The 14,174-nt window shown below is 57.6% G+C and carries 15 protein-coding genes; 8 read left to right on the forward strand and 7 right to left on the reverse strand.

From position 1 onward, the window contains the following. Window positions 1-136: 136 nt before the first annotated feature. Window positions 137-2,995: an SEC-C domain-containing protein gene (locus FJ936_RS09095; protein ID WP_181763115.1), complete on the forward strand. Its 2,859-nt coding sequence runs from the start codon at window positions 137-139 to the stop codon at window positions 2,993-2,995. 62 nt (window positions 2,996-3,057) lie between these two features. Here the strand turns inward: FJ936_RS09095 and FJ936_RS09100 are convergent, their stop codons facing one another. Together FJ936_RS09100 and FJ936_RS09105 are read right to left on the reverse strand one after the other, a co-directional pair. Then, window positions 3,058-3,489, reverse strand: coding sequence for a type II toxin-antitoxin system VapC family toxin (locus FJ936_RS09100; RefSeq protein WP_141906407.1), 432 nt, complete (start codon window positions 3,487-3,489; stop codon window positions 3,058-3,060). Beyond that, entirely contained in the window at window positions 3,486-4,076 is a 591-nt protein-coding gene (locus tag FJ936_RS09105; RefSeq protein ID WP_141906408.1) for a DUF433 domain-containing protein, read from the reverse strand. Before FJ936_RS09105 ends, FJ936_RS09100 begins: the two co-directional genes overlap by 4 nt. A gap of 225 nt (window positions 4,077-4,301) precedes the next feature. Here FJ936_RS09105 and FJ936_RS09110 point away from each other — a divergent pair, with 225 nt between their 5' ends. Then, window positions 4,302-7,157: a type I restriction enzyme HsdR N-terminal domain-containing protein gene (locus FJ936_RS09110; protein WP_141906409.1), complete on the forward strand. Its 2,856-nt coding sequence runs from the start codon at window positions 4,302-4,304 to the stop codon at window positions 7,155-7,157. 17 nt (window positions 7,158-7,174) lie between these two features. On the opposite strand, the gene FJ936_RS09115 is transcribed toward FJ936_RS09110, so the two are convergent. Together FJ936_RS09115 and FJ936_RS09120 are read right to left on the reverse strand one after the other, a co-directional pair. Next, the gene (locus FJ936_RS09115; RefSeq protein ID WP_181763116.1) at window positions 7,175-7,450 is read right to left on the reverse strand and encodes an HNH endonuclease; all 276 of its coding nucleotides are present in this window, start codon (window positions 7,448-7,450) and stop codon (window positions 7,175-7,177) included. 61 nt (window positions 7,451-7,511) lie between these two features. Continuing rightward, window positions 7,512-7,721, reverse strand: a complete 210-nt coding sequence (locus FJ936_RS09120) for a hypothetical protein (RefSeq protein ID WP_141906411.1) — start codon at window positions 7,719-7,721, stop codon at window positions 7,512-7,514. A 348-nt stretch (window positions 7,722-8,069) separates the two neighbouring features. Here FJ936_RS09120 and FJ936_RS09125 point away from each other — a divergent pair, with 348 nt between their 5' ends. Further along, window positions 8,070-8,504 carry a hypothetical protein gene (locus FJ936_RS09125; RefSeq protein ID WP_141906412.1) on the forward strand — a complete coding sequence of 145 codons (435 nt, stop codon included), beginning with the start codon at window positions 8,070-8,072 and terminating at the stop codon, window positions 8,502-8,504. A 12-nt stretch (window positions 8,505-8,516) separates the two neighbouring features. Beyond that, window positions 8,517-9,167: a hypothetical protein gene (locus tag FJ936_RS09130; protein WP_141906413.1), complete on the forward strand. Its 651-nt coding sequence runs from the start codon at window positions 8,517-8,519 to the stop codon at window positions 9,165-9,167. A gap of 143 nt (window positions 9,168-9,310) precedes the next feature. Here FJ936_RS09130 and FJ936_RS09135 read toward each other — a convergent pair whose 3' ends face one another. The 3 genes from FJ936_RS09135 to FJ936_RS09145 are packed head-to-tail and all read right to left on the reverse strand — an operon-like array spanning window position 9,311 to window position 11,563. Next, entirely contained in the window at window positions 9,311-9,751 is a 441-nt protein-coding gene (locus FJ936_RS09135) for a DUF6527 family protein (RefSeq protein ID WP_246680457.1), read from the reverse strand. Continuing rightward, on the reverse strand, window positions 9,751-10,932 hold the full coding sequence (locus FJ936_RS09140; RefSeq protein WP_141906415.1) for a ThiF family adenylyltransferase: 1,182 nt from the start codon (window positions 10,930-10,932) through the stop codon (window positions 9,751-9,753). The genes FJ936_RS09135 and FJ936_RS09140 overlap by 1 nt, the downstream gene beginning before the upstream one ends. After that, window positions 10,907-11,563, reverse strand: a complete 657-nt coding sequence (locus FJ936_RS09145) for a multiubiquitin domain-containing protein (RefSeq protein ID WP_141906416.1) — start codon at window positions 11,561-11,563, stop codon at window positions 10,907-10,909. The genes FJ936_RS09140 and FJ936_RS09145 overlap by 26 nt, the downstream gene beginning before the upstream one ends. Window positions 11,564-11,718: 155 nt before the next feature. Between FJ936_RS09145 and FJ936_RS09150 the strand changes: the two genes are divergently transcribed. The 4 genes from FJ936_RS09150 to FJ936_RS09165 are packed head-to-tail and all read left to right on the forward strand — an operon-like array spanning window position 11,719 to window position 14,004. Next, on the forward strand, window positions 11,719-11,913 hold the full coding sequence (locus tag FJ936_RS09150; RefSeq protein WP_141906417.1) for a ribbon-helix-helix protein, CopG family: 195 nt from the start codon (window positions 11,719-11,721) through the stop codon (window positions 11,911-11,913). Next, window positions 11,910-12,569, forward strand: a complete 660-nt coding sequence (locus FJ936_RS09155; protein WP_141906418.1) for a hypothetical protein — start codon at window positions 11,910-11,912, stop codon at window positions 12,567-12,569. Before FJ936_RS09150 ends, FJ936_RS09155 begins: the two co-directional genes overlap by 4 nt. Continuing rightward, window positions 12,566-13,063 carry a helix-turn-helix transcriptional regulator gene (locus FJ936_RS09160; RefSeq protein WP_141906419.1) on the forward strand — a complete coding sequence of 166 codons (498 nt, stop codon included), beginning with the start codon at window positions 12,566-12,568 and terminating at the stop codon, window positions 13,061-13,063. The genes FJ936_RS09155 and FJ936_RS09160 overlap by 4 nt, the downstream gene beginning before the upstream one ends. A gap of 2 nt (window positions 13,064-13,065) precedes the next feature. After that, window positions 13,066-14,004, forward strand: a complete 939-nt coding sequence (locus FJ936_RS09165; protein ID WP_246680436.1) for an ImmA/IrrE family metallo-endopeptidase — start codon at window positions 13,066-13,068, stop codon at window positions 14,002-14,004. Window positions 14,005-14,174 lie beyond the last annotated feature (170 nt).

Genomic DNA, 14,174 nt, shown 5'->3' on the forward strand with positions numbered 1-14,174 from the left:
CGCTGTTGCTCGATCACACTGATAGCACAGCCTTCTCCCGCCGCCAGGCATCGTTCCGGCTCTGCCATCGACACCCGCAAGCCGGACGTGCCCCAGCAAGACCTAGATGATCCCACGCAGAGGAATGCACTCAGCCTTGACGCAATCAGATCGACCACGACCGAATGTCATCGATCCGGCCCAATTGGTGCGGATCGAAGTCATGCATCGCGGCTACCTCTTCCAGCATCTCTATGCGGTTCAATGCCTACTGGCTTCGACTACGCTGGGTGCACAATCGGTTTCTGTAGAGAGCGATGAGGATGTTGAGGTGCAGCTCGACGGAACCAGGGTTTATATTCAAGTCAAGCATCGCCAGGGCGCGCTGTCTTGGGGCGATATCGAGAGGGCGTTGAGTCGTTTTTCTGAACTGCGCAGCGCACATCAGCGCGGAGACAGGACGGGCACTGCGAGATTCGTTATCCTTAGCAATGCCGAGCCGAATGGGCCTCTTCGCAAGCGCCTCGCAGCATCAGACTGGCCGGCCGACCTGAGCATTGATTGGCCTGGCGCCAAGCCGGCAGCCCGGCTCGTTCCAGCGCCTCAAGCCTCATTGATGGAAGCAGTCGATGTTTGTTGCAGTCTGGCTGAGGCACTGCCATTCGCGACACTGGCGCCGGACACGCTGACCTGGAAGCTTGCGGGCGCCGTCATGCTCGCGGCTACCGGCGAAAATGCTTCCCTCGACCACGTCTTTGCAGCCGAGGCCCTTCCGGCTCTGTTCGAGCAGCTTCTTTTGCATCTGCAGGATCTTCCCGTGCCGCCCGTGCCGTATCGGGTGCAGCGCGATGAGCCCAGTCTTTCCAGCGGCGAGCGCGTTCGCTTGATCGTCGGCTACTCGGGAGCAGGCAAGACATCGTGGCTGGCGCAAAGTGCTCTGCACGACACCGGGCCTCTGGTCTATCTCGATGTTGCCGAATTGCCAGGTGCGGCGCTGGCCCATGCCATCGCAAGAGAAGTCGCTGGTCGCATTTACAAAGACGGGCAGGGCGCCGGGGAAATCTTCCGATCTGGCGCCTCGGGTCGCGAAATCCTGCAGCTTCTGTCGCGACGCCTGAACGACCGCGGTGAGGTCGTGACCGTGGCGTTAGACAACGTGCACAGATTGGCTGCCGACGAGATTGCCGGCGTGATCGAGGCCGGTCGGGATATCCGTTACATCTTACTTGGGCGCCCGGAGGGTGAGGTCGGATCAATCGAAGCCTTTGCCGGGGTGGCGCGCGAGGAGCTGCGAGGGTGGGATCCCGATACGATCGCAGCCGCCGCCGACGAGGCGGGATGCCGATGCGATGCCGCCGATTGTCAGCGCCTGATCGATCTGACAGGCGGCCTTCCGCTGTTCGTTTTGAATGCGCTTTCGGTGACCGGCTCGGATTACGGCGGTTCGCTGAAGAATTTTTGCGCGGAGCTGGCGCGGCAAGGGCATTCTCGAGAGACGGCACAAGAACTCATCCTTGGCCGCGTCTTCAAGCGATTGCCTGACAGCATCGCCGATGTGGCAGACCTTCTCAGTCTCTGTGATGCGCCCCTCACGCGTGAGGAGGCTGGCGCCTTCGTCGTCGCGGCAAAAGGCCCGGAGCGAGCAATCTTCCTGAGATCCCTTCGCCATTTGCTGGGCCAGGGCCTGTTACAAGCGTTCGCAGGCGACAGGATCAAGCTTCATGACGCAGCTCGCGTCGTCGGCAAGGGACGCCTTGATCTTTTGGGTTCACAAGCAGTGAAGCTGCGCAAGCAGGCGCTGAGAACGGTCATTTATCGGAGCCTTGTCAAAGGCTGGAATCCCGCGAAGCTGGCGCTTTTCTTGCGGTTCACTGGCGAGGTGGGCAAGCTCGACGTCCTCGTCGAGATGGCGACGGATGAACAGTTCCATGAGATGGGAGTCTGGCCCGAGGTTGAGGCCTATCTCGAGCAAGGAGCGCAGGACGAGGCTGTTCCCCCAGACCAGCGCATCAAGGCGCTGGATGCGCTGGCCTTTGCCGACATGAGGGCCGGTTCTGATCGAGCCGCCATCTGGCTCGATCAAATGGACGCACTTATCGCCAAACACGACCTTGGCGAGGAGGAACGTCTTCGCGCGAGCATGAAGCGCATGAATTTCCTAGCGACGAAAGGTGACCGTCGCGGCGCGGCGGGGCTGATCGCGAGGCTGGCGACGATGGTTGAAAAGCTGCCGGCCACCCATCGCCGTATCTTCTCCTACAATGTCGCTTGCGCCGAACTTGCTCTCGGGGACTCGGCATCAGCCGCCACGCGCGTTCAGCCGATTGTATCGGAATACTATCAGCTCATTGGCCTCACCCCAAAATTAGTCATGGGCAACAACGCGTCACAGCTTGCAAAGATGTTGAAGCCAGGGGCCGACTTGGACGACGTCAAGCACCTCGCCGACGCGCTGGACGTTTTGGCTAAGGCGATGGATGCCCAAGGAAGCTTCGCGCCACTGGCGCGTGTCCATGCCTTGAAGTTCTATGATCTGGCTCGCGCACCCGACTCCATGTTTCGGGTAGGGCAGGATCTCGTCGATCAGTTCATCAAGCATCGCGATTTTGATGGCGCGCTCGATATAATGCAAAGGATCCTGCTGCCGCAGTTGGCGCAATGGAAACTGGCCGACTATCTCATCACCGTGCGCTCACACTACGCCGTCGTCTTGGCCTACTGCAGCCGTTTTGATGACGCAGACGCTGAGATGGCCCGTCTGTTACCCTATGAGGCCGGACTTGCACCAATCGTGCAGCAGGAATTGGCCAATCAACGGTCGTTGATCCGCAAACTGCGCGTATTCGGACCCCCTGCCAAATGGGTGCCTCCGCCATGGGCTCTCGGCCGCGCAGCCGCACAGATGAACCCAGCCGCACCTGACCCATCCAAGGCTCCTTCAGCCGCGCAAAAGGTCGGACGCAACGAACGGTGCCCGTGCGGATCGGGGAAGAAATACAAATACTGTCATGGGTGAAACGATCTGTCGCCAAACGCCTTGTCGCTTCGAAGGCCTGTAACGGCCGCCTAAAACGCCTTCTAGACAGTGTGAATGACAGGGCTGGCTTTGAAGGGGTCAAGTACGACGATTCCCAGGCCTTGGAAGTCAGCAATGTTGCGTGTCACGACCACAAGCTTGTGCACCAAAGCCGAAGCGGCGAGCCCTTTGTCAAAGACATGCTTGTCGCTTCGTCCCAAATACGTTCCCCAAACCAGGGCGACGTCCTCATCGATCGCAATCAGGCGTCCTGAAAACGCGGCTACCAAGCCTTGTGCGCCGGCCTTCAGGATGTCTGCAACATCAGGCCTTTGGGTGCGAAGCTTCTCGATACCCTTGTAGATCTCCATGATGCTCATGGCGCTGATGGCCAACTCGTTGTCATCAACGGACTTGAGCCAGCGCTTCACGTTCTGGTGCGCTTCGGGTTTTCCGACTTCCTTGAGGACATTGGTATCAAGGAGATATCTCAAGCAAGATCGTCCAGTGCGCTGAAGTCAACGCTTTCCAACGCCTTCTTTGCCGTTGTCTTGGGATAAGGCCTGCCTACCTTTGGATGGGCTGCAGCGTATAATTCGGCCGCGTGAACCTTATCCTCATCCAGCGATGGATAGTCAGCCAGAATTCGCTCGAGGCTTGCGCCGCCCGCGAGAAGTGCCGCAACGCGGTGCGCCTCGATACTCGTGCCCTTTATCAGAGCCTCATCCCCTGAATCGTCAATCTCGGCGTGAAGAGCTCGCAGTTTTTTCAATTGGCCAACGACGGCCCGGTAGTTTTCGCTCAGATCATATTTTTGTTTGCCGAAGGCCACGATCCGAACCTCGCGCTCGGCAGGTATTTCGCGCAACGCGGAATATAAATCTTGTCGACCAGCGTCGGTCAGCGCCCGCTTAAGCTCCGGGTAAGCGTGGAAAAAAACCAAGTCGTGGACCTTGAATGCCCATCGTTTTCCAGGGCCGTGCGACAACGGCCGAACGGGAGCCTTCTCGACAGTCTTGCGGAATGCGGCCACGGATTCACCGACCACGAACGCCGCCTGGGCCACGGTGAGATTCTCCATATCCAATCTCCTTCATAACTCATCCCAAAATAGGGATGAATTAGATTGACCGCAAGCCAAGCTTACTGGAAATGAGCGGGGTCGACCGAGGGCAATCGTCCCACTCCAAGGCACGGGTATCGTTTCGAACTGATGCCGGCACTATGGAAGCCCTTTTGGCGCCCTTGGCATGTGCTTGCTTGATCGATCGACGCCACCCAGGTATCGGGTCATGTCACCGATGACATGAAGCTCAGGGGCTGCACCGTCTTTATGCAAGAAAGCTTCTGGAATACAATTGCCGAACTGGCCACCACGAGTGAGGCCAATGTCGAGGCATGGTTCGTTGAGCCCCTGCTGCTGGCTCTTGGTCACGAGCGCCGATGTATCTCATCGAAGGAACCGGTCGAGTTCCAACTAGGAAGCAAACGTCGGGGACGGAAGGCCGCGGCAGATTTTGTCGTCTACGCCGCAGAACCCTTCGGCCGAGCGACCTCGCTAATTGTCGTCGAAACCAAGCGAACCAACGTGTCGCTGGAAAAAGGTCGCGAGCAAGGAGAATCCTACGCACAAAACCTGGGCGCGCCGATCTTGCTCTTGACCAACGGCGTTCAGCTTGAGGTCTGGCAGATGCAGATCTCGTCGGAGAGCCAGCTTGTGTTCAAGGGCGACGTCGCTGGCCTCGCAGCTCACCGAGGCGAGCTCGAGGCCATTCTGGGCAAGGAGGCGATCAAATCCCACTCGACATCGCTCCCCTACAAGCGTTTCGATGTGCTTGCCAGGGATCTCGGGGTCTATGAGGTCGACGAACATGAGCGGATCAGCGCCTTGGTTTGTTCTGCTATTCCACGAACCCTGCGAGACGTCTCGGCAGAGCAGGAGGTGAAGTCTGCTGAGCTTACAGAGGCGCGCCCCGGTGGCGCCGTGCTCGTTGGCATGTCGGGGTACGGCAAGACAACGCTCGCCGGTCTGATCCTTGTGCAAGGGTTTGAAAGACGTTGGCAGAACCTCGAAAGTTTTCTGCCAATAGATGTTTTCCTACCGGATCTGGCGCTTTCAAGCGGCGAGATCGAAACATTCCTGACCAACCGCATCGCCGCGCACAAGCCAGGCTTCACCGGCGCAATGTTTTCGGGACTGGCGCAAAAACAGGGCCTGCTGATTGCTGCTGACGGGTTCGATCGTGTTCCGCATGAAAAACGCGGTCACGTCGAAAGCATGCTCAGGCTTCTGCTTAAGGATTATCCAAAGACGCGGCTTTACCTGACGTCGCGGGTGCAAACCGCCCCAAAAGGGCTCGATCTGCCGGTGTTGCACCTGCAAGAATACTCAGACTCGGAGCTGTCCGGCCTGGAAGATCGGCGCTCTGCACTTCGCCCTGAGATGCGCGGAGCCTTCAGCCAGGCACCGAACTATGTCCTTCGCTTGGCAAGGGTTCCTATGTTCGCCGACCGGCTGCTTGAGCATTTTGCGCGCAAACGGACCCACATCACAGATCTCGCTTTGCTCTACGAAGAATGGTTTCGGGGAATCCTGCAGGCCTCGGGCGCGCTCGACCAGGCACTTGATCGCAAACTGCTCGAGGAAATTGCCATTCAGACCGCTGCTGGCCCGATCAGCGTAAAGAAAGCCATTGAGCTTGGCCAGCAGCAAGGCGATTCGCGAGCGGCCCTCAACCGGCTTGAACAAGCCGACGCCATCAGTGTTAGGGGCGCGACGCTCGAACTTCCGCATGAAGGGTTGGCCGACTATCTGCGCGCCAAAAGACATTGGGAAACTAACGTTGGGGAACGGAAAGATAGCCTTGAGCGCCTAAATTTCGATCCGTCTTCTCAATTTGCCACGCTGCTAGTGGCTACCGCGCCAACACCCAAAGACCGTAGCGGCGCATGGCAGGCTGTCGCAAAGGCGGACCTGGAACTGGCCGTCCGTACTCTGCACTTTGGCGTCGGTGACGAGAGACCAAATGCCGCCGATCCGCAAATAGATGTGCATCGTCTGCTCGACGACATTCGGCAATCTATCGAAACTTTGGTCGCCGCTCACTTCCCGCAATTGCGGAGCCGCATTCTGGGCGAGATTGCTGGCGTGCCCGTGCAGGAACTCGGCATCATGGGCGCGGCCAGTTCGGACGATGTCCAATATAGTTTCTTCGATGCACGGGGTCGGTCAAATGTCGAGTTGCTTCCCGGCCACGAAAAAATCCCGTTGGGCAAGTTCTATGGTCAGGGACTACGCCGTTCCGGCTTCGGCGCCGAAGCCGGCCGCCTCCTGGGCGCCAAGCGGGTTGAGGATGCGCTAGACGGCCTCTTGAAGGCACGGCGTCTAAGGGGAGGATCGGTGTGGACCGAGGAACTTGTCTTCGGGCGACTGCGGCATCTGGCGTCGCTTGAGGGTTTTTCTGTACGCGAGGTTTCGGTACAACAAGCGTACAATGCGCTCAAGCCGGTCGCGCACGAGTTCGTTGAGCTAGGCTCGTTGACGCACGGACAGCGCTTCCCGATAAGCGAGTTGCTGGAAGATCTGGCCTGGCTGCTTGAGCAGGGCAAGACGGAAATCGTGACATGGTGGGACGATCTCGAAAGTGTCGATGTCGGCTCAACCGAAGGGCAAGAGCGGCTTGCAGGCATGGTCAACGAGTACAACCGACGCGTACAGGTTGCGTATGCCGAAATGGCCGACCGGAGTTTCCCGGCGCTCAAGCCGCACCTGCAAGCCTTACGCACGATGCCGCTGCGCTTGCAGATCGAGGTAAAAGGCGGCCGCGGCGGTGTGCCCGAAGAACTAACGCTCTACTATCGCCGCTGGCCAGTTAGAACCTATGATGAAGCTGGCGCTGACGTGACATTTCCGGTCGCACTCTCTGACTATCCTGTCACCCGGGAAGCCACGCAGGCGTATGTCGAGGAGACGAGCCGCCTGCTTCGGCTTTTCGATCGTTGGCATCCCGAGCCTGCCGTCACGTGGGGGTCGACGGGAGTGCCGGATTTCCCGGGCCATGACACGATGTTCGGCGGGCTTCCCGACGAGAGTGCTGTCGTGCGCGGTGCCGTCAAACTGCTCACCAATGATCTGAAGCGCTTGTTCGCCGAACTGCCTTGAACTCGCGCCCGGCAATGTCACAGCTTGAATTTTTGCCCTGTGCTTTTTGGCCGGTTGCAATGAAAGCAGGCGGCGGCAAGGTTGCTCAGTTCGTCCAATCCGCCAACGATGCGTGCTTTCTTGTGCTTGATGGTGGGCGGGTTGAACCTGGCTTCGTAAAGATGCGGCGGCAATAACCTGACAAGCCGCAATGGAGCTTCACCAGATGGCGGCGCACCCACACTGGGTAGAAAGGGATCGTTAGATGCGTCATGGCCCCAAAAGAATGGGCACACGGCCGCCAAGAGCGTCAATCCGCCTGTCCGGCTGCGCAGTTGCACAACGGGTAGCTCGTTGCGTTCAGCTTACAGGGTTCTATGCTGGCGGTGACTCTGGGCTTTCGGCCTCCCGGTCGGGGAGGGGTTTGTCTATCTCTGCGCCAGCCTTGGCCAGTGCAGCTATGGCATTTTGTAGATCGAGCCAAGCGGGCGCCGTCCGGGTTTCACGATAGTGTTCTAGCGCGGCTCGAAATCCCTCCAGGGCTTTTTCCCAAGCGGGGAATTTTGGATCGTCTTCAACGGCCATCGTCATCTCCTATTTCGCGCCAACCATATAAGTTAATCCGCGAGTCGGTACATCACCCGGCAATGCTTTCTCAAGCCCTGACAACCCTTGCCCGGGCTTTGGTCGGTGGCACGGGCAAAGACGATCAAGCCGGTTCGCGGCTTTTGTGCGTTGATACACCGGGCTTACGACTTGAGAACACGGCTGTGGATGGCAGCGAAAGGCCGCGGATGTCGTTTGACAAGCACAATGTCGACACGATAGCGCCTATGCGGAAGGGATGGCGCATCTGGCGCAAGATGTCCCTTCAATTTAACCGCCATTGTGGAGCAGCCGGCTCGCATTTTGCTAGCGTCACTGGAGTTTGGAATGCCGACTAGTGCCAAGGACTTCTTCAAAGCCGCAGAGGGCCATCGAAAGGCAGCCGAGTTTCTTTCGGAGCACGAAGTCGACAGGCAAGGCAAGCGCAGCACGGTGTTTTTTGCACTCTACAACGTCCTCGGCTTTGCCGTGGAGCTATACCTGAAGGCTTATTTGGCGAACACCGGCCTGAGTGAGGACGAACTGCGACATCGGCGCTATGGCCACAACCTAAAGGCACTGTTGGATGAGGCCGGGAAACGCGGTTTTCAAACCGAGATTGCCGGGCTTGAGCGAATTATTCATTTCCTCCATGACGGTCATGCAGGATACGCCTACAGATACATCTCAACAGACGGTCACGTGGCTTATTTCAACGACCTCGTCCCAGTGTTTATGGTTTTGCGCGAGGTCCACATCAGCATGCAGAATGAACTTGCTTAAGGATCGATCGTCATGTCTGGAGATATTGAGGCCGCTCTCGAAGTCTTTAACCGAAAGGAACGCTATTGGGTGGTTCGCAACGCACTCGGCGAACAGCAACAGCCCTTGCGCCTGGCAAATTCGTTCCGCGACAAAATTGGCGCCGCGATTGATCGCAAGATCGATGAGGATGCTTGGTGGGCGATGGATTTTCACATCGACTGGCTTCTGGGCGCTTTGCTCTATCGCCAGCATGGCCTGGGCAGTTTTGGGCACAACCCGACCATTTCCGACGTAGAGGCCGACCCCGAGTACGCGATACAAGGGTCGCAACAGGATTTTGATTTCCTGATCGCGTTCGGCAAGACAATCGTTATGGTCGAAGCAAAGGCGACCGGCGGCTGGGACCGCAAGCAATACAGGAGCAAATGCAAGCGGCTCACGGCATTGCAAGATCCTGCGTTTGCGACTGGCGACCTGGACTTATTTTTTGTCCTACTGTCCCCGTCGCCGCCACCAGCCGACCTGGTTGGCATGCTTCCGGCTTGCATTCAGCAAAGACACGCCGCGCTATGGTTCGACAATCCGGAGCGCGACTTCATCTCCATCGGTCGCGGATCGATTACAGATAAAAACAGGTGGGTCATGGGGAAACGGAAAAAACCAAGAATGCCGGCACAATAGACGCCACATCGGGACTGTGTTTAGGCCGCGCTGGATTGGCCGCAGGCCGCCGTTGGGGGTCGTCGGCCTGCGGACCAAGGCATTGCGGTCATTGTCTCCGATTAACGATCCAAAAAGTGATGACCACGGCTTTTGCGGAACGATCAGCGAAAAATCCATTTTTTGACTCTTCCAAAGAAGCCGAGCGGCTTGCTGTCGCGCGGCTGTTCGACCTCGGCCACATCGGGAGTGCGGGAGGCAGGGGAGTTCACGGGACCGCGTTTTGCAGCGAGATCGTTCGTGCGACCGGCTGCAATCTGCTCGTCCGACCAATCCTCGGCCCAGTGAATCTGGTTATGACGGATGATGTAGTGCGACCGACACGGCAAGGACCAGCTTCCAATCGACGGATGGACCGAGATCGTCTGGCCGTCGAACATGAAGCGCCAGTCTAGTGGACTGAGCGGCGTGACAACCTCCGAGCCACAGCCGCATGCGCACAGATGGGTCATGCTGGCGTATTCGGTCGAAATATAGAGGATTCCTTCCTGCAGACGCTCAGGGAAGCTCTCCACAAATCTGTGATCCAGTCTTTCATGGGTCATCACGCAGCGAAGTCCTCATTGAGAAGATGATTTGAATCGATAGTGAACAGGCTGAAATGCTCCTGTTCGGCATCTGCGTAGTAGCCACACAGCTTCTTCCAGCGGATGACTGCAAGGCAGGCATTGAGCGCATTGAGGTCAGCGACCTGGATGTTGCGCGCATAGAGATCGTTTCCGTCAATATGATGAAGCGGGATGCGCGACCTCGCCTTGATGTGATGGCGCATTGCGGGTGTGCTGGTGGTGGTTCGCACCGAGCCGACCAGCTTGCCATCCACCAGTTCCAGACCAATGCCGACGTCGATGAAAGGCACGTTGGCCTTTTCAAGCAGGTCTATGATGACTGGCTTGTCCTCGTTTGCGTCAACGCACAGGAAGGCCATCGAATACGAAGCAAGTTCGTCGACGTTGCCGGCGTCAATGTAGCAGGGATGCTTGACGATGCCCTTGTGCATGTTGCCGTAGATCGCGGCCAGGTAGTCGACCTTAAGCGGCCGCGAGCGAAGCTCGGCTATGCTTGCCGCGCCGGGCGCACGAAAAGCATTGTGCTGTTGGAAGATGTCGCCATCATAGATGTGGATGGCCTCGATAGGGGTCTTTGCCAGCTGATCGAGCACATAAGATCCGGTGCCGCCAAGGCCGACGATCGCTACGGACGCCTGCCTGAGCTTTTGACTAGCGGCGCTTATGCCGGCCCGTCCAGACGCGTTGTCGATATAAACGAAGGACGATTCATCCGCCGCTTCGACAACACGCTTGGTCCGGGCGGTCACTGTGGCATCGATCACGGCGGCATGGTTGCTGAGAAGGCTCGCGTAGGTCACGACCTTTTCATAATAGTCCTTGTAGCCGGCAAGTGGCTTACTGGAGAAACTGTGATCGACGATGAGGTCGCCGCCAATGATCTGGCGCGTTGAGGAATGGCGGATTTTTTCCAGCGCCGCGCCGTTCGAGTCGCACGGAAATTCGCCGCCAAACATCATGACATGCGTATCCGGCGGATTGGTGCGATCGCCGGACATGGCAAGTGTCGAGACAAGTGTCCCAAGAGCGATTTCGCGCCTGGACGTCACATACGGGATATGCCGGACGATGAGGTGGCCGTGCTCGATCGAAATTTCGTAGCCGTCCTCAAACAACCTGTGCAGGTCGGGGCTAAGATTTATCAGTTGCTGAGACATTGAAGCGCATTCCTTTGCGAACCGTGATGAACTCGCCGTCGATTAGACTGCCTTCGGGCCGGTCGTCGGGGCCTTTCAGAAAGCTCACCGTGAACGAGGTGTTGGGGCCGGGCTGCAGGTCGGGAAAGGCGAGTAGCACGATTTGCGAAAAACTGATCAGGCCGGGATCAACGAACTTTTCGCGCGTGTTGACGACGATCCGGACTTTTTCCTTCGGCTTCGAGATGATCCGCTCGGTGCCCTTGCCGGCAAGCCTGACACTGCCCTGGGGCGCGATCGGCTGGTCGGCTTGGCTATCGAGAAACAGATCCTCGCCGTCGGGGACAGCGGCGTAGCGTCTGATGTCGGCCGAAGTTATCTCTGGCGCCCCCCATTCATAGCCCCGCTCATTGATCGTGAATGCGTAGATTCGGTCGCTCTCGAAGGCGAGGAAGACGGCAGTCCGGCCGGCTTCCAGTTCGATTTTCTCCTCCAGGCCGATCGACCGGGACGTCCGCTCTCCAACCTCGATGAGAACGAAATCGCTGGGTGGAACGAGGCCTGCCTCAGCGCGAATTTCTCGACCGGTCACAACCTTGTCGTCAGACGAGAAATCGCGCCCATTTACGGAAAAGTGGTGTGAATTGGACATATGGGAATCTCCCTGCAGTTTGCTTGCCTTCAATAAATAGCTATTTTTTAGCTGAAATCAAGCTATAAAGTGATGATTTTTTGATTGACGAATTTGCCTTAAGGGAATAGTCTGGTCCCAACGATTCCCCGTTCGAGGTGGCAATGAAGCGTACCATGACCCTCAACCTCACCGAGGCTGAAATGGATGCGCTGGAAGCGCTTTGCGAAACGAAAGGTCTTTCAAAGACCGCGCTCGTGCGCCAGGCGCTCCGGCTCTATAAGTCGGTCGACGAGCGGATGTCGCGCGGCGATAAGGTGTTCGTCGAAAGCGCTGACAAGACGGACAAAGCAGAGTTGATGGTGCTGTGAAGACGATCCTCGGCACGGTTCCGCTTCTCAATCGCGTCACCGGCAAGTTCGAGGATGCCACCCTGTTTCGCGGTGCGGGGCAGGAAAACCTTGCCCACTTTGAGACGCGTTGGCGTCCGATGCTCGAAATGCGGCGGCTTGAGGCGGAACAGCAGGGCTTGTCGCTTCATGACATCAACGCCGAGGACGTGCACTGGGACTGGGGCAAAAAAGTCCTTGCCGCAGAAGAGGATCCCCTAATCCTTGAACTGTTCGTGCTCGAATGCGGTTATTCCACACAGGCTCTGATGCTGGTGCGCAAGGGCGGTTTGAAATGCCTGTGCCGCCACCCAGAAGATCTCACCAATCAGCTGATTTATGTGGATTTCCTGGCGACTGCTCCATGGAACCGACCGCGCCTGGTGGCGCAGCCGGCCTATTCGGGCTGTGGGCGCATATTGCTTGCCGCAGCGGTGTCGCTATCCTTCGATGAAGAGATGAAGGGCCGTATTGGCCTGCATGCGCTGCCCGGGGCGGAGACGTATTACCGTGATAAAATCCGCATGACAGACCTTGGGCCAGATGAGCACTATCAAAATCTGAGATATTTCGAGGTTTCGACATCGGCGGCGATGCAGATGTTTGCCACTCCAGGTGCGGGCGGGGAGGACGCATGAAACTGCGGTTTTCGAATGAATGGCTAAAAGAGCAGATCCTGCGCGATGGTGACGTCGAGGTGGAAGCTGGATTTCCGCTTCTGGAAAGCGCACCTCTTAACAGGTTTGTTTCGTCTCCGCCGCTTCCTGCCGACCCAGCCGGGATTTCGGTGCTACATGTCCTGGTCCACAAGGTCAGGCGAAGGGATGGCCTAAGCCTTGCTCAGTTCGCCGACCGGATCCGGGTCGAGCTATCGGAAATTGAAAAGATTGAAACCATCCCTGGTTTTATGCCTATGCCCAGGACGCTGCACCAGCTTGCGCAATATCTCGGCGTTCCGGCTCGGGCCGTCCAGAGCCTGACGGCTGATGCCGTCGTGCGCAATGACAACCTTGAAGACGCCGTCACCAAGTTTGCCGCCAGTTCCGATGACCTATCCTCGCTCTCAAGATCGGAACGGCGAAGTCTGAACGAATTCGTCAATGCGCTGGCGAATTATGACAAGGCGAAATGACCATGCAAGGGATCGAGCCGACAATTGGATCTTACGAGACCGCCGACATCAACGAGCTGGTGTCTCGTATGTTGCGCGACCTTGGCAATCCCGAACCGCCGCTTAGTCTCGACGTGGTCCGGCACCTGCAGAAACTGGACCTGACCTACTACAGCAAGACCGATCTCAACCTTCTCGATGAAATGGCGCACCGCGCCAAGATGGCGGGCAGCACCTTGATGAGTTCCGCCAGACACATGATCGAGGTGGTGGAGAAGTTCAATCTGCGTGGCCTGCTCATGTTGAAGCAGGATGAGAAGAAGATCTTCATCGACAATGACGTCGTTCAGCTGAAACGCCGCTTCATCATCGCGCATGAAATCCTGCACGACCTCTTGCCTTGGCATCGCTCCCTCCTTCTTGGGGACAACGAATCCACCCTCAGTCCAAGCTGCCACCAACTGATGGAGGCCGAGGCCAACTATGGCGCGCGGCGCCTGATCTTCCTTGGCGACCGGTTCCATCGCGAGGCGAAGGATCTAGAGCTTTCCTGGAAATCGATCCAGGCGGTGAAAGAAAGATATGGCAACACCCTGACGACCGCGCTCTGGCAGATGGTGTGCGAAAGGTACCCGGACCATCCGGTGTTTGGCCTTATCAGCCGTCACCCGCTTCATCCAGAGATTGGCGGCCGGGTCGATGGCAGCGCCGTTAGCCACATGATGCGATCGAGAGGCTTCCAAGCCCGCTTCAGCAAGGTCGTATCGGCTGATGCCTATCGACTGGTGAGAACCTATATTTCGGGCCGGAAAAAAGGGCCAATCGGAAGCGGAATATGTCGCATGGTCGACAGCAACGGCGAAACATATGAGTTCGAGATGTCCAGCTTCAGCAACGGGTACGACGTCCTGACTTTCGGCAGCTTGGTCAACGTTGCGAAATTCGTTCTTCCGACCAGATAGTGCATCCAGACGGCGACAGCCGTCGGTTCTTGTTCCGACCTAAGTTGCTCGCAATCCGGCTGCTGTCTCGCATCTTGCCCAGTCGGTGATCCAAACCCAAATGACCCATTAATAGATCACAAAACCTGCTAAAGATCGATTTATGGGGCATCTTGCCTTGTGTCTGACGC

The sequence above is a fragment of the Mesorhizobium sp. B2-4-13 genome, assembly GCF_006658535.1.
Classification (GTDB): domain Bacteria; phylum Pseudomonadota; class Alphaproteobacteria; order Rhizobiales; family Rhizobiaceae; genus Mesorhizobium; species Mesorhizobium australicum.